The following is a 22,644-nucleotide window of genomic DNA, read 5'->3' on the forward strand; positions in this document are numbered from 1 at the left end:
ACCTATGCCAATGGAAACAGCTGCTCCTTCATTTGTTGCGATAATATGATTTTTTTTGCTTGTTTTTTGTAAAGAAAAAGAAAGTTCTTTTAAAACACTATCTGGTACACCAGTATAAAAATTACTTTTATTTTTTTTTAATAAATTAATTAAAGCACTTACTTTAATCATTCTTTATTAGATTTATTATTTCTTTTATTGGAATAATTTTTTTATCTGCCTCAAAAGCTCTTCTATTTTTTAAAATAGTTTTGGCTGTATTTTGCATGGCTGGATAAGCTGATCTTAATAATTGATTGGCATAAATAACCAATTTAAAACCATTCTTAATTAAATCCTTTTCATAAACTTTAGAATAAGTAGATGGTACCGAAACTAATGGTATAAAATTTTTACTTTTCCTAAATTCTTTTGCAAATGAAAATATCTCTGCTGGGGTTTTTTCTTTACTGTGAATTAAAATTGCATCTGCGCCTGCTTTTGAATAAATTTCAGCTCTATTTAATGCATCTTTCAGGCCTTTTCCCACAATAAAGCTTTCAATTCTTGCTATCACCATAAAATCTTGAGATCGTCTAGAACCACAAATTTTTTTGATTTTTTTTGCGAAAAGTTGTGGCTTGTCTTGTTTGGTATCAGATTGATTTTTGAATAGAGAATTTTTCTTAAGTCCAACTTTATCTTCCATAATAATTGCTGATACGCCTGATCTCTCTAGGGATCTTACTAAAAATGGTAAATGTTCTATTTGGCCACCGTTATCAGCATCAAAAACTAACGGTTTAGTAGTTACATCCATTATATCGTTTAGTGACGAAATACGTGCTGAAAAAGATAATGAAGAATTATCTGGTAAACCTTTAGTGGCTGAGTCGGTTAAACTTGAAGACCACATTCCATCAAATTCAACCTTTTTTTTATTTTTTACGACATTAATTTTATCAATTATTATCCCTGTAAGTGAATTGTGTGACTCTAAAATTCTTACAATATCCTTTGATTTAATAAGCCTTTTAAGTCTAGAAACTCTATTTTGAGTTAGAGAAAGAATATTATTTATCTGTTTTTTAATAGAGGTAGAAGATATATTTTTTGTGTATTTAGGTTCTATAAGTTTTCCTGACCACTTTTTTAGTACTTTTATTACTCTCTTTCTTGTTTTCTTTTGTACACCATGTTTCCAATCATCCCCATGAACAACATAATGTGGTTTAATAAGGTTAAGGTTTTCAACATAATCCAATTTTGTTTGAGGAATTACTTTTTTTACATACTTTATATTTTCAATCACCACTTTTCTTTTTTCATAATCTAAAAAGGGAATGTTTTTATAACTAGCTATAGCTTTATCTGTAAGAAGACCAACTATAACATCACCATAAGTACTAGCAGTTTTTAAAATATTGATATGACCTTTGTGTAATATATCTGCAGATAAGCCAACATATACAATCTTATTTTTCATCACAACATTCTTTATAACAATTAATTTATTTTGTCTAATGCAATGTATCTTAAGGAAGTCTTATTATTATGATTTTATACTATTTATTTTTTTAAATATTTTTTTAGCTAACATTGCTGGACTTACCTGAAAATTATTTTCTATTATTATATCTGGTTTTTTTGGAAATTGAGGTTTTAAATCTAGACCCCATACATTACGTGTTTTCACTTTGTAGAAAGTTTTAGATTTATTTTTTTTTAATTTTTCGATATCTGTTTTAATATATATCTCAACATAATTTTTTTTTAAATTTTTTCTATTATATAAAAATAACTCATTAAAAAGACCAACAGTAGTAAAAATTACATTTATATTCTGTCGAATTAGCAATCTACATAAATCTGAATAAGATTTTCCAAGTCTTAATCTTTTTGTTTTTGTGTAAAATCGTAATTGAAAAATATCTCTAATATTATCCCCATGAATAATAATTGTTTTTCCATAATTTTTTTTAATTATCTTTTTTAAATGCTCACCAATTGTTGATTTCCCAGAACCTGATAAACCCGTGATCCAGAATATTTTTCCATATTTATTAGTTTTCATAAGGATTTTTTTTATAATATAATTCAGTATTAAATTAAAATATTAAGATTACTTTAGCAAAATAAATACAAATAAATATATAAGTTTATATAATTTCAAAAATATTAAATTCCTGTTTGGTAGGTAAGACAGTTTTTGCTAGATACCAGAAGAGCTTTAGCTCAAATAAAATTATAAAAAATTTACTTTTTGTAAACCTTGATATATTAGGATATTTAATACTCTATATTCTAAAAATTTATAAAATGACTAATAATTTTCGTTTCAATTACAAAATTTTAAGCACTTTGATACTACCACTTGTAAACATTATTTTGTATGAGATTTTATCAATCAGGTTTTAAAAAATTAAGCTTATTAAAATAAAATGTTATTTCTAAAAAAAATTTTTAAGAGTTTAATTGTAAATATAATACCATATTCTTATGTCAAGAGAAGACATTTTCATCAAAGCTCTTTTCAAAAAGATGGTATTTTAATTATGAGAGTTTTTAATAATAATTTATTAAGATATTTATTATATTTTCTTGCAAATTTATTTTCAAAATTTAGAGTATCAAGCAGCATTTATTACCGCCTGTACATTTATCAAAAAGCACCATCAATTAAAAAAAACAACAAATATAATCATACTTTATATGAAGTTGATTGTGGTATTGAAACCAGAAAAGCGATGTTTTTATCAACAAATGAAATTTTAAAATTTCAAGTTAAAGCTGATCGAAAACAATCTATTTGGGTTGGTTTTGCATTTTTAGAAAATTACTTTCAAAAGTATAATATCGCAAATAATGATTTAGAAATTTTGATAAATTTAAAAAGTCAGAATAAAAATAAAGATTTAAAATTTTCATTTCCTGTTGATATCAAAAAACATGGGTTAGCTTATATTGAAAAAGAAAAAAATTGGATGGACATTTCTATAAATTTAGATGAATTTATAGATAGTCAGGTCGAAATTTCAATGAAATTTGAATTTATTGATAAATCATTTTTAATGTTTCCTAAAAAAAAACCAGATCAAAAATTAAAACACAAAAAATTAAAGACCAATTTAAAAGGTATGGCAATAAGCAATCCTATTATTTTTTTTCCAGAAAAAAAAAATGAAAGAATAATATATTTATGTTGCGAGAGTCTTACCGACCCATTCTTTTTTGAAAAAATAAATTTATCAAAAAAAATAAATTTACCAAACATTAAGAAAATTTTATCAGATAGTACACACTATAAAAGATCATACTCATTTTGTGACTCAACATTGCCAAATATTATATCTACTTTATCCGGATTAAGCCCTCTTCAGCATGGATTTGGAAATTATAGAAATGATCTTTTTCATTTAGAATTAAATGAAAAAATAAAATTTCTTCCTGAATTACTTAAAAAAAAAGAATTTATAAATGCAGCATATACTTGTGGCGGTCGTTTTGACTCATTATATGGATATACCAATTCATTTGATATTTGGTCTACTGTGATTAAACCCGTGGATAATAATGCTCCAAGTTCTAATAAAATTATAAATGCAATAAATTTTTTTAAAGATCAAAATATTTTTTTGTATACACATTTTGATAGATTGCATGGTCCAATGTTAAATAATTTAGGATTACAAAGCCCAATGATGTGGTCAGGGGAGTCTTTATCAGAAGCATTTGCTTATAAATTTAATAATTTATATGCTGATAGATTAGAGATATTAGATGATGAAATAGGCAAAATAATAAATTACTTAAAATCTAAAAATCTTTACGATGAAACAACCTTAGTAATTAATGGAGATCATGGCGCCGCTTTACCTCCTGAGTGGAAAATGCATATTTTAAAATATCCTTTATATGAAACACATTCAAGGGTTCCACTAATAATTAAACATAAAAAGAGTTTTGACAATCATCAAGAAAGAGTGGTAGACGAACCAACTTCATCACAATATGAAAGTTTTTATCAAATATTAAAGAGCCAAAATTTAGATTTACCTTATTATTTTGAAAATTTATTTCAATCTAGAATGAAAAAATCAAAATTTACTGTCTCAGAAACTATTTTTAATCCTAAAAATAATAATTATGGAATTGCATTAACAGCTCAAAATTTAAAATTATATAGATTATTTAATTTTGATTGGGAAAATATAAAAATTAAAAATGTTGAATTTGAAAAACTATTTACAATTAATAATGATGGTATTGTCAATGAAGGTACTGACAAAACCATAGATTATAAGAAATTAGATGCTTATGAAGATGTAAATTTAGAGATGGAAAAAATAATAAAAGAAAATAATTTATTTAGAAAAAATCATTTACATAAAAATCTGAAAGAAACAATTCAACAAATTTTATAAAAAAAATATTAATTCGTTGAAAATAGACTTTCATATATTTTGATTTAACTTAGCTTAAGTTTTGTGTCTTGCTTTAAAGAAATTATAAGATGTATCTAGATATAAATTATTTTTTATTATTATTAACGAAAAATTAAAAACTGTGTTATATAAACTTTAAATTTATAACATCTATAAGTTTAATTTAAATTTAAAAAAAATTAAGATAGGGTATGTGAATTTGAAAAAAATATTAGTTACAGGTGGTGCAGGCTACGTTGGCTCCGGACTATTAAGAGAGCTTCTCAATGAAGGTTATAATGTTACATGTGTAGATAATTTAATGTTTGGTGGTGAATCCTTGTTAGACCTTTGGCATAATAAAAATTTTGAATTTTATAATTTTGATATTAATGACCACATACAGCTTGAAAAAATTCTTTCTGCTAACGATTTTTATTCAGTAATTCATTTGGCAGCTATTGTAGGTGACCCTGCTTGCAAATTAAACCCAGTTCTTGCAGAAAAAACTAATTGGCAATCAAGTAAATGGTTAATTGATAAATGTATTGAGAAAGGTGTATCAAAATTTATTTTTGCATCCACCTGTAGTAATTATGGAAAAATGGAAGATCCTAAGGAGTATGTGGATGAAAATTCTATTCTTGCCCCAGTATCTTTGTATGCTGAATTAAAAGTAAAATTTGAAAAATATATGCTTAACGAAATTGAAAAAAGTGATACATTTTCTCCAACTTCTTTGCGTTTTTCAACTGTCTATGGACTTTCTTCAAGAATGAGATTTGATTTAACAGTCAATGAGTTTACAAAAGATCTTGCTCTTGGAAAAGAGCTTGTGATTTATGGGGAACAGTTTTGGAGACCTTATTGCCATGTTAAAGATTTTTCTAATGCATTTCTCACTGTTTTAAAATCGCCTGATGAAAAAGTTGCTTACAACGTTTTTAATGTTGGTGATACAAATGAAAATTATACAAAACAAATGCTCGTTGAGGAAATTAAAAAAATATTACCTAGTGCAAAAATAAAATATGTACAAAAAAATGATGACCCTCGAGATTATAGAGTAAACTGTGATAAAATAAAAAAAGAACTTGGTTTTAAAATTACAATGACAGTACCAGATGGAATATTAGAAATTAAACGTGTAATTCAAGAAGAATTAATTAAAGATCCTGAGAATCAAAAGTACTATAATATTCCTCATGAAAGAAAATAATAATGATGAAAATTTAGCTATCATTAAATTTATAAAATCAGTATATCAAAACTATAAATTTATTCCTCTTCATGAACCAAAATTTACTGGAAATGAAAAGAAGTATTTAAATGAGTGTGTTGACTCTACTTTTGTGTCATCTGTTGGAAAATTTGTTGACGAATTTGAAAAAAAAATAGCTAAATATACAGGTGCAAAATATGCAGTAGCAACTACCAATGGAACTTCAGCACTCCACATATCTCTAATTTTAGCAGATGTTAATTCAGATAGCGAGGTAATAACCCAACCACTTACGTTTGTAGCAACCTGTAACGCTATTAGTTACTGTAACGCAAAACCAGTATTTATTGATATTGACAAAGATACTATGGGTCTTTCACCATCTGCTTTAGAAATTTTTTTAAAAAATAATACAAAAATAAAAAATAAAAAGTGTATAAATATAAGAACGAATAAGATTATTAAAGCGTGTATTCCCATGCACTCTTATGGTCACCCTTGTAAAATAGATAAAATTAAAACTATTTGTAATAAATATAATATATTTTTGATTGAAGATGCCGCTGAAAGTTTAGGCAGTTTTTATAAAAATAAACATACAGGAACTTTTGGTCAGCTAGGAACCTTGAGCTTTAATGGAAATAAAATTATTACAGCTGGTGGTGGTGGTTGTATAATTACAAATGATAAATCACTTGCAGTTAAAGCTAAGCATCTAACAACAACTGCTAAAATTCCTCATAAATGGGATTTCAATCATGATATGATTGGTTATAATTATCGCATGCCAAATTTAAATGCTGCATTGTTACTTGCTCAATTAGAAAAATTAAATAACTTTATAAAAAATAAACGTAAGTTAGCAAGTGACTATGAAAACTTTTTTAAAAGTATTGATTATTTTTTCTTTAAAGAGCCCAAATACAGTAGATCGAATTATTGGTTAAATGTAATTCTTCTTAAAAATAAAAAACAAAGAGATAAATTTTTAGATTATACAAATAAAAATGGTATAATGACAAGACCTGCATGGCAGTTAATGAATAAGCTTAAAATGTTTAAAGATTGTTATCAATCGAATTTAAAAAATGCGAAATATTTGGAAGTAAGAATTGTAAATATTCCAAGTTCAGTAAAGTTTTAAATGACTTTAAATATTGGTTATTTTGCTGACGGTCCTTGGAGTCACAAAACATTCGATAAGTTAATCAATGATACTCAAATTAAAATATCTTTTATTTGTGTAAGATTTGGAAGCAAGGATGAAACTTTAAAAAATTATGCAAAAAAATACAGTATTGATTATTTAGAAAACAAGAATGTAAATTCTGAGGAATTTATTTCTATTTTAAAAGAATATAACTGTGATTTGTTTGTATCGATGTCATTTAATCAAATTTTTAAAAAACAAATAATCAATTTAACAAAATACAAAATTATTAATTGTCATGCAGGTAAATTACCTTTTTATAGAGGAAGGAATGTTTTAAATTGGGTTTTAATAAATGATGAAAAGGAATTTGGAATTACAGTTCATTATGTTGATGAAGGAATAGATACTGGTGATATCATTTTACAAAGAAATTATAAAATATCAGATAAAGATAACTATAAAACTTTGCTCGATAGGTCTTATTTAGAATGTGCAAATATACTTTATGACGCAATTTTAATGTTTAAAAATGGTCCTGTAAAAGCTCAAAAACAAACAGAATTATATAATCAGGGTTTTTACTGCTCACAAAGAAAAACTGGTGATGAAATTTTAAATTGGAATCAAAAAAGTAGAGAAATATTTAACTTTGTTAGAGCCATATGTGATCCAGGACCTAATGCTAGAACATATTTAAAAAATAAGGAAATGAAAATTTCTAAGGTAGAATTAATTAAAGATGCTCCAATTTATAAAGGTATTACTGGAGCAATAATTTTTAAAGATCATCAATGTTTTTTTGTGAAAACACAAGATAGTTTTATAAAAATCACAGACTTTGAATATGATGGAAAAATAAATATTGGATATAGATTTGAATCATAAAAAAGTATTTATTATTGCTGAAGCTGGAGTTAATCATAATGGCTCAATTGAATTAGCTAAAAAATTAATTGACGTTGCATCTGAGTCTGGAGCTGATGCGGTTAAATTTCAAACTTTTAAGGCAGAAAATTTAGCAACTAAAAATGCCAAAAAAGCAAATTATCAAATGGAAACTACAGATTTAAGAGAATCTCAATTTCAAATGTTAAAAAAATTTGAAATTAATTTTAAAATGCACAAACAACTTATCTCTTATTGCAATAAAAAATCTATAATGTTTTTATCATCTCCTTTTGATATTGATAGTATCAGTCTTTTAAATGATTTGGGTCTAAATACGTTAAAAATACCTAGTGGAGAAATAATAAATCTTCCATATTTAAGATGTATAGGGAAATTAAAAAAAAAAATAATTCTTTCAACAGGAATGGCGAATTTAGATGAAATTAAAAATGCTTTAGATATTTTAATTCGATCTGGGACAAAAAAAAATCATATCACAGTTTTGCATGCTAATACGGAGTATCCGACACCAATGCAAGATGTTAATTTAAAAGCAATGTTAACAATAGGTAATACTTTTGGTGTGAGTTATGGATATAGTGATCATACGTCAGGAATAGAGGTGGATATTGCTGCAGTTGCACTTGGTGCAACTTGTATAGAGAAACATTTTACTTTAGATAGTAATATGGAAGGTCCAGACCATAAAGCTAGTCTTGAACCACATGAATTAAAAGATATGGTTAAAGCTATTAGGAATATTGAACTTGCTCTTGGAAACGGAATAAAAAAACCCTCTAATAGTGAAATACCCAATATAAAAATTGTTAGAAAATCAATTGTTTCTAAAACCTCAATCAAAAAAGGTGATATTTTTAACGAAAATAATCTTACAATAAAAAGGCCAGGTAATGGTATTAATCCAATGAAGTGGGATAAGCTTATCGGAACTAAATCTAAAAAAGATTATAATGAAGACGAACTTATTTGATGAAAAGAAAAATATGTATAATTACCGGTTCGCGTGCAGAGTATGGATTATTATATTGGTTAATCAGAGAGGTAAATATTGATAAGAATCTTGAGCTTCAGTTAATTGTTACTGGAATGCACCTAAGTGCAGAGTTTGGATTAACTTATAAAGAAATTGAAAAAGATTTTAAAATTGACATGAAAATTGACATGCATTTGTCGTCAGATACTGCTGAAGGTATATCAAGCTCTATGGGCATAGCCCAAAAATCTTTTTCAGAAGCTTATAGCAAATTAAAACCTGATATTATTGTAGTTTTAGGAGATAGATATGAAATTTTTAGCGCTGTAACTGCAGCAATGATATCTAGAATTCCTATAGCTCATATTCATGGTGGTGAAGCTACAGAAGGCTCAATAGATGAAGCTATTCGTCATAGTATAACTAAAATGAGTCATTTGCATTTTACTGCAACTGAAGAATACTCCAAAAGAGTTATACAGTTGGGTGAAAACCCAGACAAAGTTTTTACAGTTGGCGGTATGGGTGTTGAAAATATTAAAAGGCTTACGCTTTTTACAAAGGAAGAATTTGAAAAATTAATTGATTTTAAATTAAACATTAAAAATATTTTAGTTACATTTCATCCTGTTACATTAGAAAAAAATACATCAAAAAAACAATTCTCAGAAATTCTCGATGCTATAGATGATTTAAAAAATACAAATATTATTTTTACGAAAACAAATAGTGATACAGGTGGAAAAATTATTAACTCAATGATAGATGAATATACAAGTAAAAATCAAAATAAATCTATATCCATTACTTCAATGGGGCAACTTAATTTTTTAAGTGCTTTAAAATACATGGATTTCATTATTGGAAATAGTTCAAGTGGATTACTAGAGGCACCAAGTTTAAAAATTGGAACTATAAATATTGGTGATAGACAAAAAGGTAGAATTAAAGCGAAAAGCATTATTGATTGTTCTCCAAATAAAAAAAGCATAAAATATGCAATAAAAAAAGCTTATTCAAATGAATTTCAAAATCTTTTAAAAAATATTAAAAATCCTTATGGTGATGGGTGCCCTAGTCAAAAAATTATTAAAATTTTAAATTCTATTTCTATTGATGATCTTTTAAAAAAATCTTTTTTTAATGTGAAATTTTCATTATGAGAATAGTATTCATAGGAACTTTTGTAGAAAGTTTTATAATATTAAAAGAAATATTATGAAAAATATAGAAAAAATAAAAATCACAAAAGATGCAACAATTAAACAAGCTCTAAAAATTATATCTAATGGGGCTCTTCAAATTGCAGTTGTTGTTGATAAAAAGGGAAAGTTATTGGGTACTTTGACTGATGGAGATATTAGAAGAGGATTCTTAAAAGGATTAGATATTAATAGTTCTATAAATTCTATAATTAACAAGAAACCTTTTGTAGTGAAAAAAGATGATATTAAAGAAAAAGTATTGAAAATTGCACTTAAAAAAAAAATATATCAAATTCCCATAGTCGATAAAAATTTCAAGATAATAGGACTACATGTATTAGATGAGCTTATAAAGTCTAAAAATAATAACTTAGTTGTGATAATGGCAGGTGGTAAAGGCATGCGTTTAAGACCTTTAACAAAAAATATTCCTAAACCAATGTTAAAAGTGGGTGATAAACCTATACTTCATATAATATTAGAAAAATTTATAGATAGTGGTTATGATAATTTTGTTATTTGCGTTAATTATAAGTCAAAAGTAATTATGGATTATTTTGGTAATGGAAAAAAAATTGGAGCACAAATAGAATACATTCATGAAAAGATTGAAATGGGTACAGCTGGTGCTTTAAGTCTGTTAAAAAAAAAAAAAATAAATCAGCCTTTTTTTGTAATTAATGGTGATATATTAATTAATCTTGATTTTAAAAAAATGCTTAATTTTCATCAAGAACACAATTCAAAAGCAACAATGTGTATTAAAGAGTTTAATGTTGAATTGCCTTACGGTGAAGTTAGAGTAAAAAAAGAAATTATTGACTCGATTGAGGAGAAACCAAAACATAAATTTTATGTTAATGCAGGTATTTATATACTTGATCCAAAATGTATTAATTTAATCCCAAAAAAATTTTATAATATGACTTCTCTTTTTAAAAAGATGATAAATAAAAAAGATAAAATAGTTTCGTTTCCATTAGGAGAAAATTGGTTAGATATAGGAAGATTCGTTGATTATGATAAGGCCAATCTCAAATATAATTCTTTTTTCATAAATAAATGAACATTAAGGTATTTAAGAAGAAATGATAAAATTAATTGCTGAAACCGCTTGGCACCATGAGGGTGATTTTGTTTTTATGAAAAATTTAATTAATGAAATTGTAAAAAATACTGATGCGGATATTGTTAAAATGCATATTACTATAGATTTTGAGGAGTATATGGATCAAAGTCATCAGGCTTATAATCAGTTAAAGGCAATGACTTTTACAAAAGAGCAGTGGAGAGAATTGATTGCAATTGTAACAAAAGGTAACAAAGAAATCATGTTATTGCTCAATGATACTAATGCTATAGAGTTTGGTCTATCATTTAATCCAGATTATGTTGAAATTCATTCAGTTTGTTTGAATGATATATTTATGCTTGAAAAATTAAAAAAAGATATCCAAAAGCAAACTAAAATTGTTCTTGGAGTTGGTGGTACAAGTATTAATGAAATAGAAAATGCAATTAATTTTTTAGATCATTCAAACATGATTCTTATGTTTGGATTTCAAAACTATCCGACAATTTATAAAGATGTAAATCTTGATAAGGTTAGGAAATTGATGAGATTATTTGATAATATTGAATATGGTTATGCAGATCATACAGCAGGTGATAGTAGGTATAATGAACTGGTTACGCTTTTAGGAGCAGCTAGTGGAATGAAGTATGTAGAAAAACATATAACCACACACTTTGGAGAAAAAAGAATAGATTGGCCAGCCGCAATATCTGTAAAAATGTTTAATGAGTTACATAAAAAAATAAAAATACTTGATGAACTAAATGGCTCAGGATTGCTTTCTATGAACGAAGGAGAGAAAACTTATTCTGTTTTTGGGCCAATGAAAAAAGCAGCTGTAATAAATTCAAATTTGTCAAAAGGTAATATTTTAAAATTAATTGATATTAAATTTACAAGAACTAAAGAAATATCAGACATGTCACAATTAGATGTCATTAATTCAATTGGTAAAAAAATATCTAATGATATTAGCAAAGGAACAGTATTAAAGAAAAAATACTTTATTTAGGGGGATTTAACTGAAAATTGGTTTTCTTATTACAGCACGTTTAAAGTCAAGTAGATTAAAATTAAAAATTCTTAAATCATTAAATGGACACACAGTTATTGAACGAATTATACAAAGAGCAAAAGAAGTAAAAGATTGTAGTGATATTGTTTTATGTACTTCACGCATAAATCAAGATTTACCTTTAGTTAGATTGGCAAAAGAAAATAATATTTATTATTACAATGGTAGCTCTGATGATGTGTTACAAAGACTATTAGATGCTGCAGAGTTGTTTGAGATGGATTATTTTGTTGGTATGACAGCTGACAATCCCCTGTTTTCTGTTCATCATGCAAATTTAATTATTAATGAAATAAAATCTAAAAATGAAATTGACTATATATACACATCTGAGATGCCAGTAGGTGTAAATATATATGCTATTAAAACTAAAGCTCTCAAGACTGTTTGTAGTATTAAAGAGGAAATTGATACAGAGATTTGGGGTTATCTGATAAATAGACCTGAAATTTTTAATGTAGTTGAAATAAAAGCTGATAATGAATATCGTTTTGAGAACTGCAGAATGACTCTTGATGAAATTGATGATTATAACTTTTTCAAGGAGATATACAGCATGTATCCAATTAATAAAGTAATTGATGTTTTGGATGTTTTTAAAATTTTGAGAAAAAACCCTGAGCTTCTTGATTTAAACAAAAATGTAATACAAAGAGATTTAGATAATAAAATAAAAATTAGAATCTCAAAATTTTATGAGGAGAATAAAGTTAAAATTTTAAAATTAAAAGAACAAATTTATTCTGTATAATTTTTGAAATAATAAATTTTTTCTAAATATTAGTTAATAAGAATTAAACCTTTACGAATATCAACTTTTACACCTCATCACGAAAAAAAACTGGAGCTCTCCGATTTTTTAAAAAAAGAAACCAGTATTGCATCATCTTTCAAAAACCTGAATGTATTTGATAATACAGAGTCTCATATCGCAATATATGCAGACATTATTAAGTAGACCAAATAAAAAAATTATTAAATTTAGTCCAAATCGAATTTACTCATATAGTCTTTTTTAAGTGCCTCATTTTGCTCTCTCTTATCTAAAATACAGTTACCAATTACAAGAAAATCTAAGCCTGTTCCCATAAAACAATTAAATGCATCTGTTGGTGTATTTACAATCGGTTCTCCTCTCACATTAAATGAAGTATTAACAATTACAGGACAACCAGTTTTTTTATTAAAATTTGAAATTAAATCATAATATGGTTTGTTTGTTTTTTTATTAACAGTTTGAATTCTTGCGGAATAATCTACATGTGTAACTGCTGGAATTTCTGATCTTTTAACATTTAATTTATCAATGCCAAAATATTCTTTTTGTTCTGCAGTCATTTCAATTTTTACATCATCTTTTATATTTGCTACCATGAGCATATAGGGGCTTTTTTTTTCCATATCAAACCATTCAAATAAATTTTCCTCAAGAATTGATGGAGCAAATGGTCTAAAGCTTTCTCGATATTTTACTTTTAAATTCAAATTTTTTTGCATTTTGTCAGACCTTGGATCTCCAAGTATTGATCTACCACCCAAAGCTCTTGGGCCAAACTCCATTCTTCCTTGAAACCAACCTACAGCTTTCCCTCTAGATAATTGTTCAGATGTTTGCTCAATTAAATTTTCATAATCTAAAGTTTTATATTTCGCTCCAATAGATTTTAATTCCTCCTCTATCTCATTTTGAGTGAACCCAGGACCCAAATAAGATCCTTGCATACTGTCTTCGGGATCAATTTTTCTCAAGTTACCCTGTTCAATATGCCACAATGCCAAAGCAGCTCCTAATGAACCTCCAGCATCTCCTGCGGCCGGTTGTATCCATATGTTATCAAAAATTTTTTCATTGAGAATTTTGCCATTTGCAACACAATTTAATGCAACTCCACCAGCTAGGCACAAGTTTTTAACATTGTACTCACTACGAATTGACTTTGATAGTTTAACCATTATGTCTTCAGTCACTTTTTGTACAGATGCTGCTATATCCATATGAAATTGAGTTAGTTTTTCATTAATTGGATCTCTAGGCTCTTGACCAAATAATTTATGAAATTTATTGTTAGTCATGGTGAGACCAGTTGCATAATTAAAAAAATTTTGATCTAACCTGAATGATCCATCTTTCTTAATATCTATTAATTGTTTTATTTTTTCTTCATAAATTGGTTTACCATATGGTGCTAAACCCATAAGTTTATACTCGCCACTATTAACTTTAAATCCTGTGTAGTAAGTAAATGCTGAATAAAGAAGACCTAGAGAGTGCGGAAAATGTATTTCTTTTAATATTTTTAATTTATTTCCTTTACCATGCGCAATAGTAGTTGTTGCCCATTCTCCAACACCATCAGCAGTTAAAACTATTGCTTCTTCAAATGGTGAAGGAAAGAAGGCACTAGCAGCATGGCTTAAATGATGATCAGAAAAAAATATGTTCTCATCTGATTTGTAATTTTCATCATGTTCTTTAAGTTTGTTAAATAATAAATTTTTTTGAAAAAGTTTTTCTTTAATCCATAAAGGCATAGCTTTGCTGAAAGAAATAAATCCTTTAGGTGCAAATGCAACATACGTTTCTAATAGTCTTTCAAATTTTAAAAAAGGTTTTTCAAAGAAAACTACTTGATTTATGTTGGAAAGTTTCAAGTTTGTGTGTTTTAAAACAAACTCAATTGCATGATATGGGTAATTTGGGTCATGTTTTATTCTAGTAAATCTCTCCTCTTGGGCTGCAGCTAATATTTCGCCATTTTTTAAAATACACGCCGCACTATCATGATAAAATGCAGAAATACCTAATATAAATTTCACTTAAAATATTGTATAAATAAATGGAGCTACAGCTGAACCTTGACTTAAAATTATTAATCCACCAAATAAAACTAAAACAATTATAATTGGTAATAACCAATATTTTTTTCTTATTCTTAAAAATTGCCAAAATTCTATTATAAAATTCATACTAAAATTGATTTTTCATACTGCTGCTTGATTCATTTTTTTTAATCCAATATGATTTATTTTTATTAAATTTTAAATTTAAGATATCCTTTTTAAAAATTTTCATTAATAAAGCTATAGGAGTCACTACAAAAAAAAATATCATTCCCATTACAATTGGAGAAAAGATTTTTCCTAAAAGAATTCCAAACTTAAACCAAATTTTATTTAAGGGAAGCAGTAAATTAGAGTTAATTAGACCTAAAATTAAAAAAATTAGCGAAACTATTAGTGACCAAATTCTAATATTTTGATCATTTAAAAGTGGATAAGTTGATATTATTAAAAAAACTATAAAAAAAACTAATCCAAAACTTCGATTTGAGCTGATTTTAATATCTTTCATTTATTATTTTTTAATCAAAACTTAAATTATTGAATATTTTTTTTAAAATATTTTTAGACATGATTTTAGTATATGTTATTTCTATATCTTATTAAACCGCAGATAAGTTATTTTATATGCTACAATTATAAAAATTTCAAAATTAAATATCAATGATCAAAAAAAATTATTTAATTAAAAATAGAAAAGATTCTGAAATAATTTTTAATGACATATTAAAAATATATAAAAAAATAGAAAAAGTCAAAAAACAAAGTGATGATAATATTGTTGGTATTTTGTTTCACGAGTTAATGTATTTTTTTGTCTCCATTAGATGTAGAAGAAACTTAAAAATTTTTACAGATATTTCTAGCAACTATCCTGTGATTAAGTTTGGTAAAAGAAATGGTATAGATATTTTCAAATTAAAACAAAGTAGTTTTTTAGTCAAAAAATTACTTAAATTTTATTCATTATTTTCTTATTTTTTTAAAAAAAAAAAAAAATTGTTTCTAAGTAAAAGTATTTCTTTAAGTTTTAAAAATAAAATTTTAATAATTTTATTTTGTTTAATAAATAAATACGAAATAGTTCTAGTAAATTTTGAGGATATTAAGATGAACCTAAGTCAAAATACTGAGTCTTATTTTCTGAAAGAAATAAAAAAACTTTTACTTAAGAATAAGATAAATTTAAAAAACTTAGACGATATTAAAAAATTAATAAAAAAGATCAAAGCAAAAAAGGAATTCAAATTTGAAAATTTAGATGAAAGTATTATTATTTCAGGCACATTAGGAGATATTCAAAATAGACTTCTTGCGAAAAAAAAAAAGAAGCTAAATTCAAAATTATTATTAATAAATCATATTCCCACCTATGGAGTTGTATCTTACAAAAGTCTTAAATATGATGAATTTTATTTATGCGATTATTTTTTAACCTCAGGAAAAAAAGAAAAAATTTTAAATGATGAAAATTATGTAAGTATTGACGATAGTAATTATAAGATTATTCCCATAGAAAACAAAAATTCTATACATTTATCTAATTATATCAAAAAGATAAATTTTAAAGAATTAAATAAGATGAGAATTCTTTATATTCCACATAGGGTTCTTAATGTATCATTAAATGGAGTTGATTATTTGTATAAGGAAAAATATGAAGCTTGGCAGAATTTTTTATATTCAAAATTTGGAAAGATAGATGCCAAATATCCTTATAAAAAAATTAATTATAATATTAATAATAAATTTAATGTGCTTGATACAAATTTAAAACTCTTAAAAATTTGTAAAAACTATGATCTTATTATAATAGATTACATTTCCTCCGCAACATTCAGTGAAGTTGCGGGTACATGTGTTCCAATATTATATTTTAATTTAAATAGAGATAACATTAATAAGGATGCATACAAATTAATTAAGAATAGGGTAAATGAGATTAAAATAAATATTTTTGATGAATTTAAAGGCTTTGATAAAATCAACGAATTAAAAACATACGGTAAAAGAAGAAATAAATTTAAAACTACTTATTTGGATACATTAACTAATAAATCACTTTACCATCATCTTAAAAATATTGAAAAGGCAATAAAAAAATGAAAGATACATTTAAATCTTTAAATAATTTTTTAACAATTTTTGCAAAAGAAAAAAAATTAAAGTATTACTATTTTATTTTTTTCAATTTATTTATAACTCTTCTCGAAATGCTGAGCCTTGGTATATTGTTTCCTTTCCTAAGTTTGATTATTGATCCACAATTTATTTCAAAAATCAATAGTTACGATATTAAATTTGTTAATCAATTAAGTTATAATGAAGTTTTAATATTACTTTTAATTTTATTGGTAATTCTTTTTATTTTGAAAAATATCATCATTGGGTTTTTAAGCTGGGATCAAATCAAATATTCGATGTATTTACAAAACAATGTTGCAACAAGTTTGTTGAAAAAATATATTTTTAATAATTATTTGTTTCATAAAGCCAATGACTCTTCAAAACTTATTAGAGTAATAAATGTCGATTCTTTCGTTGTTATAACCGGTTTTATTATTCCCTCATTTTTCTTTTTTACAGAATTATTTATTTTTTTAGGAATTATCCTTCTCTTAGCTTTCTATGAGATAAATGGGCTTTTTATTGCTTTTTTCTTTTTTATTATATCTTTCTTAATTTACAAAAAATTTAGCAAAAAACTTAAAGAGCATGGAACAATAAGACAAAAAAATGAAACACTTAAAATAAAGTATGCAAAAAGCATCTTTGAAGGCATAAAGGAAATATTGTTCTATAGAAAACAAAAATTTTTTTTTAATTTATATAAAGATATAAATCTAAGTGTAAATAAAAGTATATCATTTCTGGAAGGAGTAAAACTATTACCTAGATTGTTTTTAGAAGTATTTGGTGTGATTGCATTTTCATTAGTGATGATTTTTTTGATTTTTAGTGGAAAGGACTTAGTTAAACTTGTTCCATTATTTGGAATTTACATAGTAGCAGGCTTTAAAATTCTTCCATCTTTAAATAGAATTATAAGTTCAGCTCAACAAATGAGGTTTAACAAAGTTTATCTTGAGTCATTAATTTCAGAATATTCTAAAAATACAGATTATATAAAATTTGACATTAAGGAAACAACGAAACAAAATAATTTATGCTTTAACGAAAAAATTGAGTTAAAGAATATAAGTTTTAATTATAAATCAAATAATAGGGGGAATAACGTTTTAAAAAATATTAATCTAAGCATTAAAAAAAATTCAATTACAGCTCTTATTGGAAGAAGTGGAAGTGGTAAAAGCACTATTGTAGATATCTTGCTAGGCTTAATTCAACAAGATTCGGGTGAAATTTTCGTTGATGGTAAAAGAATTGATCAAAATGTATCTAAACTTAAAATTGGTTATGTTCCACAATCAAATTTTTTAATAAATGACTCAATTAAAAGGAATGTAGCTCTAGGAGTGAAAGAAGTGGATATAGATTTAAATAAAGTAAATAAAGCGATAGAGCTATCAAGATTAATTTATGATCTTGAAAATAATGGTTTAGATATAAATAGCATGGTTGGGGAAAAAGGATCTCAAATTTCAGGAGGACAGGCGCAAAGAATTGCTATTGCAAGATCTTTATATGATGATCCTGAAATTATTATTTTTGATGAAGCTACTAGCTCACTAGATATAGAAACAGAAAAAGAAATACTTGATAATTTGTTAGTTTTGAAAAAAACAAAAACGGTATTATTAATCACTCATAATGATCGAATATTAAAGTATTGTGATAAAGTGATATCACTGGAGAATAATAAAATTATTAACAAAATATAATATGAAAATTATACTTAATGGAGCCGGAAGAATTGGGAGGTGTCTTATTAGAAAAATTATAAATGATAAAGAAATAGAGCTAACTCAAATAAATGATCCATTTCTTACCGCAGCTAGCCTGTGCTATTTAATCAATTATGATTCCGTTTATGGTCCTTTAAAAAATAAATTTGAAGTAATAGATAGAGGAAGAATAAGATTTGGAAATAAAAATATAGTTTTTTCAAAATATAAAAATCTTTATGAAAAAAATTTCAATAAGAGTATTAATTTTATAATAGATTCTTCTGGAGTAAAAAAAAATCACGAAAAAATCTTAAAATACAAAAAAAATTCGAAATTTAAGGCGTTAATAACCCACACATATGAGAGGGCTGACATTCAAATCATTTTTGGAGTAAATGAGAAGAACTATAATAATAAAAAGCACCAGATAATATCAACATCCATATGTGATGCTGTTGCAATTGGTCCAGTTCTAAATCTATTAAATCAAAAGTTTAAAATAAAAAATGGATCAATCCTTACCCTTCACCCTTGGTTAGGCTATCAAAATCTTGTAGATGGACCTTCAAGATCTTTCGCATATCCAGGAGAAATTATTGATAATTTTAGTCTTGGAAGAGCTTCTACTGAAGCTCTAATTTCAAAAAAAACATCCTGCGTTAACGCTTTAAATGTTGTAATTCCAGGAATGCAAAAGAAAATTTCCTCAATGTCTATCCGTGTTCCAACCCAAATAGTCTCTTCAGCATATATACATTTATCATTTATAAATAAATTTAATGTTAAAAAATTTAAATTAGAGATAAATAACTTTATTAAGAAACAAAATTTTCAAATTTTAACTCTCAATACCGACCAATGTATTTCAAAAGATTTTATAGGAAATTATTTTTCAACTATAATCGATGAAAGATGGACTGAAGTAAAGAATGATAATTTAAGATTGTTATTATGGTATGATAATGAGTTTGGCTACTGTTCTAGAGTAGTTGATTTAATAAAAAAAATTAAATCTGATGAAAAAATATAAAAATAAAATTTTTTTAATTGGTGGCGCATCAAGTGTAACCAAGTCCTCATTAAGTTTTGAATTAATGAAAAAACATAACATAATTCATAAACTTGGATCAGGTTTTATTAGAGAAATGGCAAAATCATTTATTTCTAAAAAAATTAATAAACATTTGTATTCTCACTCATTTGAAACAAATTTGAAAAATCCGATTCAAAACTTATATCTGCAATCAGTTCCTTTAAAAAAAATGTTTAGAAATGCAATTAATAGAGCCAATAAAGAGGGAACTTCTATTATAATTGAAGGTGTTAATATAATCCCAGGTTTAATGGAATTTAATGACATTGATGAGAAAATACTATTAGTGGTTAAAGATGAAAAAAGACACATTAATATGTTAAAAAATAATACAACACATAAACTTAGAAAAGTTGATAGTAAATATTTTGAAAATATTAGAGCTATCCAGAAAGAACTAATGCGAAGAGCAAAAAAACATAAATGGAGAATATTAGATAGATCTTAATTATGAAAAAAATTATAGGAATTTTTGGTTATGGAAGTCAAGGAAGGGCACATGCTTTAAATTTAAGAGATTCCGGAAATAACGTATTGATAGCTAATATAGAGGATAAATATCAAAAAAGAGCGAAAAAAGATAATTTTAAAATTTACACTTTTAAATACGTAGCGCAAAAAGCTGACATAATCTTTCTGTTACTTCCAGATCATCTTCATAAGACAGTTTATAAAGATGTATTAGAAAAGCACTTGAAAACTGGATCTAGCATTATAGTTGCACATGGATATTCTCTATATTTTAAAGAGCTTAAAATTTCAAAAAACTTTAATTGGTTTTTACTTGCACCAAGATTACCTGGACCACCTCAAAGAGATCTTTATCTGCAAAAAAAAAAAATCCCAGCGTTTTATTCAGATATATATCTTAGAAAGCCAGAGAATATAAAAATAATAAAAAAATTATCTAAAGATTTAAAATTTGCTTTAGATAAAGATATGAGAACTAATTATGTTGAAGAGACAGAACTAGACTTATTCCTTGAACAATATGTAATTCCAAAGATAATTTTTACATTTGAACAAAGTTTTAACTTTTTAAAAAAAAAAGGGTTTAATAAAAAAGTGATGATAATGGATCTGTATGGATCAGGTGAAGTGGCTGATCAAATTTATAGAGCAGCCAAGGTTGGATTGCATCAGATTTGGCAAAATGAAGCCTCTCCAACCTGTAGATTTGGTGTAATGAAAAGTATTAAAAAATTTGAAAAACAAAAATATAAAGAATTTAAGTTAATGGATAACGTTCTTAAAAATATAAGATCTGGCGATTTTAATAAAGAATTAAATTTAGAATATAGATCAGATTTACAAAGTTTAAAAAAGTTTGACAAGAAAAATAATGAAAGTATTTTTTATAAAACGCTTCTTTCAATTAATAAAGTTTTAAAATGAAAAACCTTTTCTTAACAGGTGGAAGTTCTGGAATTGGATACTCAGTTTTACAAAAATTTAGTGCTCAGAACTGGAATGTATATTCTACATATAACACTAATAAATTGAAAATTAAAAGTTTAAAAAAAAATTTTTCGAATGTTAAATTTTATAATCTTAATTTGTATTCAAATAGTTCAATAGATAAAGTTACAAACAAAATAAAAAGTAATTTAGATGGAATAATTCTTAATGCGTCAGATACCATTTTCATTCCAATAAACGATTATAAAAAACTCACACCTAAGCTTTTTAACAAATATGTAAATATTAATTTAATTGCTCAATATAGATTGATTTATAATTTAATACCAAAACTAAATAATAAATCTAATATTATCTTAATATCTTCCATAGCATCTAAAAATGGTATTGGAAGTAATCTAGCTTATTCGTGTTCAAAAGCTGGAATAAATAATTTAGCAAAATCTCTGTCAAGAGCTTTAGGTGATAGAGTGCAGATAAATTGTATAGCACCAGGCTTGATGAGAACAAATTTTACATCTAAATTTACAGAAAGCTATTTCCAAAATTATATACTAAAAACACCTTCCAAAAAACTTACTACACCAGATGATATTGCAAATATAGCTTTCTCTATTTGCTCAAGTTTTAAAAATTTTACAGGTCAAACCATATTTGTGGATGGCGGAGTATCTTGAAAAAATTTGACCTAGTAATACCATGTGCTGGTATTGGATCGAGACTCAAGCATTTAACTAAAAAAATACCAAAAAATATGGTTAATATTAGAGGAAATACTATCTTAGAAAAGCAAATAAACAATTTTTTTTTAGAAAAAAATAAAATAAACAAAATTCATTTTATATTGGGATACAAATCCTCAATTTTAAAATCATATATTTTGAATCTCAAGCTTCCGTTTAAAATTAAATTTCATATTAACAAAAAATTTAAGATGACTGGGTGCGCTCAATCGCTATCAATTGCATTGAAATATTTAAACCATGATTCATTGATACTGAATTCAGATCTTATATTGAAACAAAAAATAATTTCGGAAATATTAAATAATAAAAAAAAAAATTTTGTATATCTTAGAAGACCTATTTTAAACGAAAAATCAAGAGCAGTTAAAGCGGTAATTAATAAAAATATAATAACTAAAATTGATATTTTAAAAAGAAAATATAATTATGATGTTGTTGGTCCATTTAAAATAGATTTAAAATCAATAAAAATTTTAAGAAAAATTAATCAGCTCACTAATAGAGAAAATTTATTGAAAATGAGCTGTTATACATTTATTGGAAAATTAACGGACTTTATAGAGTTTAAACATAGTTTAATTGCTGATCGAGATTGGTATGAGATTAATACATTGAAAGAGTACAGGAAAGCACAAAAAAAAAACTTTTAATTTAGAACTAAATTATAATAACACAAAATTTA

Annotated in this window: 22 protein-coding genes (1 of these 22 cut by a window edge); 16 read left to right on the top strand and 6 right to left on the bottom strand. The window is 25.5% G+C overall.

Going from position 1 to position 22,644, the window contains the following annotated elements:
- The 3 genes from aepY to B8063_RS04200 form a co-directional block, all read right to left on the bottom strand.
- Window positions 1-171 carry the 5' end (the start) of a phosphonopyruvate decarboxylase gene (gene aepY, locus B8063_RS04190; RefSeq protein WP_085069785.1) on the bottom strand. Its footprint begins 930 nt before the window's first position, so only the first 171 of its 1,101 coding nucleotides appear in the window; it begins with the start codon at window positions 169-171; the stop codon falls past the left edge of the window.
- Window positions 164-1,465: a phosphoenolpyruvate mutase gene (aepX, locus tag B8063_RS04195; protein ID WP_085069787.1), complete on the bottom strand. Its 1,302-nt coding sequence runs from the start codon at window positions 1,463-1,465 to the stop codon at window positions 164-166. Before aepX ends, aepY begins: the two co-directional genes overlap by 8 nt.
- A gap of 66 nt (window positions 1,466-1,531) precedes the next feature.
- A complete protein-coding gene (locus B8063_RS04200) occupies window positions 1,532-2,053 on the bottom strand; it encodes an adenylyl-sulfate kinase (RefSeq protein ID WP_085069789.1) in 522 nt (173 codons plus the stop codon).
- Window positions 2,054-2,420: 367 nt separating this feature from the next.
- On the opposite strand from B8063_RS04200, the gene B8063_RS04205 reads away from it, so the two are divergent.
- The 9 genes from B8063_RS04205 to B8063_RS04245 all read left to right on the top strand — a co-directional run bounded on the left by B8063_RS04205 (window position 2,421) and on the right by B8063_RS04245 (window position 12,766).
- Entirely contained in the window at window positions 2,421-4,403 is a 1,983-nt protein-coding gene (locus B8063_RS04205; protein ID WP_085069791.1) for a sulfatase-like hydrolase/transferase, read from the top strand.
- A gap of 214 nt (window positions 4,404-4,617) precedes the next feature.
- Window positions 4,618-5,622, top strand: a complete 1,005-nt coding sequence (locus B8063_RS04210) for an NAD-dependent epimerase/dehydratase family protein (protein ID WP_445082348.1) — start codon at window positions 4,618-4,620, stop codon at window positions 5,620-5,622.
- On the top strand, window positions 5,609-6,769 hold the full coding sequence (locus tag B8063_RS04215) for a LegC family aminotransferase (RefSeq protein ID WP_085069793.1): 1,161 nt from the start codon (window positions 5,609-5,611) through the stop codon (window positions 6,767-6,769). Before B8063_RS04210 ends, B8063_RS04215 begins: the two co-directional genes overlap by 14 nt.
- Entirely contained in the window at window positions 6,770-7,663 is an 894-nt protein-coding gene (locus B8063_RS04220) for a methionyl-tRNA formyltransferase (RefSeq protein ID WP_085069795.1), read from the top strand.
- On the top strand, window positions 7,641-8,657 hold the full coding sequence (gene neuB, locus B8063_RS04225) for an N-acetylneuraminate synthase (RefSeq protein WP_269466642.1): 1,017 nt from the start codon (window positions 7,641-7,643) through the stop codon (window positions 8,655-8,657). Before B8063_RS04220 ends, neuB begins: the two co-directional genes overlap by 23 nt.
- Window positions 8,657-9,823 carry a UDP-N-acetylglucosamine 2-epimerase gene (neuC, locus tag B8063_RS04230; RefSeq protein ID WP_085069797.1) on the top strand — a complete coding sequence of 389 codons (1,167 nt, stop codon included), beginning with the start codon at window positions 8,657-8,659 and terminating at the stop codon, window positions 9,821-9,823. The genes neuB and neuC overlap by 1 nt, the downstream gene beginning before the upstream one ends.
- 55 nt (window positions 9,824-9,878) lie before the next feature.
- Window positions 9,879-10,931 carry a nucleotidyltransferase family protein gene (locus B8063_RS04235; protein ID WP_085069799.1) on the top strand — a complete coding sequence of 351 codons (1,053 nt, stop codon included), beginning with the start codon at window positions 9,879-9,881 and terminating at the stop codon, window positions 10,929-10,931.
- Window positions 10,932-10,953: 22 nt separating this feature from the next.
- The gene (locus B8063_RS04240; protein WP_085069801.1) at window positions 10,954-11,952 is read left to right on the top strand and encodes an N-acetylneuraminate synthase family protein; all 999 of its coding nucleotides are present in this window, start codon (window positions 10,954-10,956) and stop codon (window positions 11,950-11,952) included.
- Between the two features lie 67 nt (window positions 11,953-12,019).
- A complete protein-coding gene (locus tag B8063_RS04245) occupies window positions 12,020-12,766 on the top strand; it encodes a cytidylyltransferase domain-containing protein (protein ID WP_232311424.1) in 747 nt (248 codons plus the stop codon).
- Between the two features lie 230 nt (window positions 12,767-12,996).
- Here the strand turns inward: B8063_RS04245 and B8063_RS04250 are convergent, their stop codons facing one another.
- The 3 genes from B8063_RS04250 to B8063_RS04255 are packed head-to-tail and all read right to left on the bottom strand — an operon-like array spanning window position 12,997 to window position 15,367.
- Window positions 12,997-14,832, bottom strand: coding sequence for a carbamoyltransferase family protein (locus B8063_RS04250; protein ID WP_085069805.1), 1,836 nt, complete (start codon window positions 14,830-14,832; stop codon window positions 12,997-12,999).
- The gene (locus tag B8063_RS07215) at window positions 14,833-14,982 is read right to left on the bottom strand and encodes a DUF5989 family protein (RefSeq protein ID WP_198150948.1); all 150 of its coding nucleotides are present in this window, start codon (window positions 14,980-14,982) and stop codon (window positions 14,833-14,835) included. It abuts the gene before it with no gap.
- Window position 14,983: 1 nt separating this feature from the next.
- On the bottom strand, window positions 14,984-15,367 hold the full coding sequence (locus B8063_RS04255; RefSeq protein ID WP_085069807.1) for an SxtJ family membrane protein: 384 nt from the start codon (window positions 15,365-15,367) through the stop codon (window positions 14,984-14,986).
- 152 nt (window positions 15,368-15,519) lie between these two features.
- Here B8063_RS04255 and B8063_RS04260 point away from each other — a divergent pair, with 152 nt between their 5' ends.
- Genes B8063_RS04260 through B8063_RS04290 form a run of 7 tightly spaced genes read left to right on the top strand, consistent with a single transcriptional unit; the run spans window position 15,520 to window position 22,612 of the window.
- Window positions 15,520-16,962: a hypothetical protein gene (locus B8063_RS04260; protein ID WP_085069809.1), complete on the top strand. Its 1,443-nt coding sequence runs from the start codon at window positions 15,520-15,522 to the stop codon at window positions 16,960-16,962.
- Window positions 16,959-18,698: an ATP-binding cassette domain-containing protein gene (locus B8063_RS04265; protein WP_085069811.1), complete on the top strand. Its 1,740-nt coding sequence runs from the start codon at window positions 16,959-16,961 to the stop codon at window positions 18,696-18,698. The genes B8063_RS04260 and B8063_RS04265 overlap by 4 nt, the downstream gene beginning before the upstream one ends.
- 1 nt (window position 18,699) lies before the next feature.
- The gene (locus B8063_RS04270) at window positions 18,700-19,734 is read left to right on the top strand and encodes a glyceraldehyde 3-phosphate dehydrogenase NAD-binding domain-containing protein (protein ID WP_085069813.1); all 1,035 of its coding nucleotides are present in this window, start codon (window positions 18,700-18,702) and stop codon (window positions 19,732-19,734) included.
- Complete coding sequence (locus B8063_RS04275) at window positions 19,721-20,245, top strand: hypothetical protein (RefSeq protein WP_085069815.1); 525 nt, start codon at window positions 19,721-19,723, stop codon at window positions 20,243-20,245. The genes B8063_RS04270 and B8063_RS04275 overlap by 14 nt, the downstream gene beginning before the upstream one ends.
- A gap of 2 nt (window positions 20,246-20,247) precedes the next feature.
- On the top strand, window positions 20,248-21,192 hold the full coding sequence (locus B8063_RS04280) for an NAD(P)-binding domain-containing protein (protein WP_085069817.1): 945 nt from the start codon (window positions 20,248-20,250) through the stop codon (window positions 21,190-21,192).
- On the top strand, window positions 21,189-21,893 hold the full coding sequence (locus tag B8063_RS04285) for an SDR family oxidoreductase (protein ID WP_085069819.1): 705 nt from the start codon (window positions 21,189-21,191) through the stop codon (window positions 21,891-21,893). The genes B8063_RS04280 and B8063_RS04285 overlap by 4 nt, the downstream gene beginning before the upstream one ends.
- Window positions 21,890-22,612 (top strand): sugar phosphate nucleotidyltransferase, encoded by a 723-nt coding sequence (locus tag B8063_RS04290; RefSeq protein ID WP_198150949.1) that lies wholly within the window; start codon window positions 21,890-21,892, stop codon window positions 22,610-22,612. The genes B8063_RS04285 and B8063_RS04290 overlap by 4 nt, the downstream gene beginning before the upstream one ends.
- Window positions 22,613-22,644 lie beyond the last annotated feature (32 nt).

Origin of the sequence: Candidatus Pelagibacter sp. RS40 (assembly GCF_002101295.1) — a bacterium.
Lineage (GTDB): Bacteria > Pseudomonadota > Alphaproteobacteria > Pelagibacterales > Pelagibacteraceae > Pelagibacter.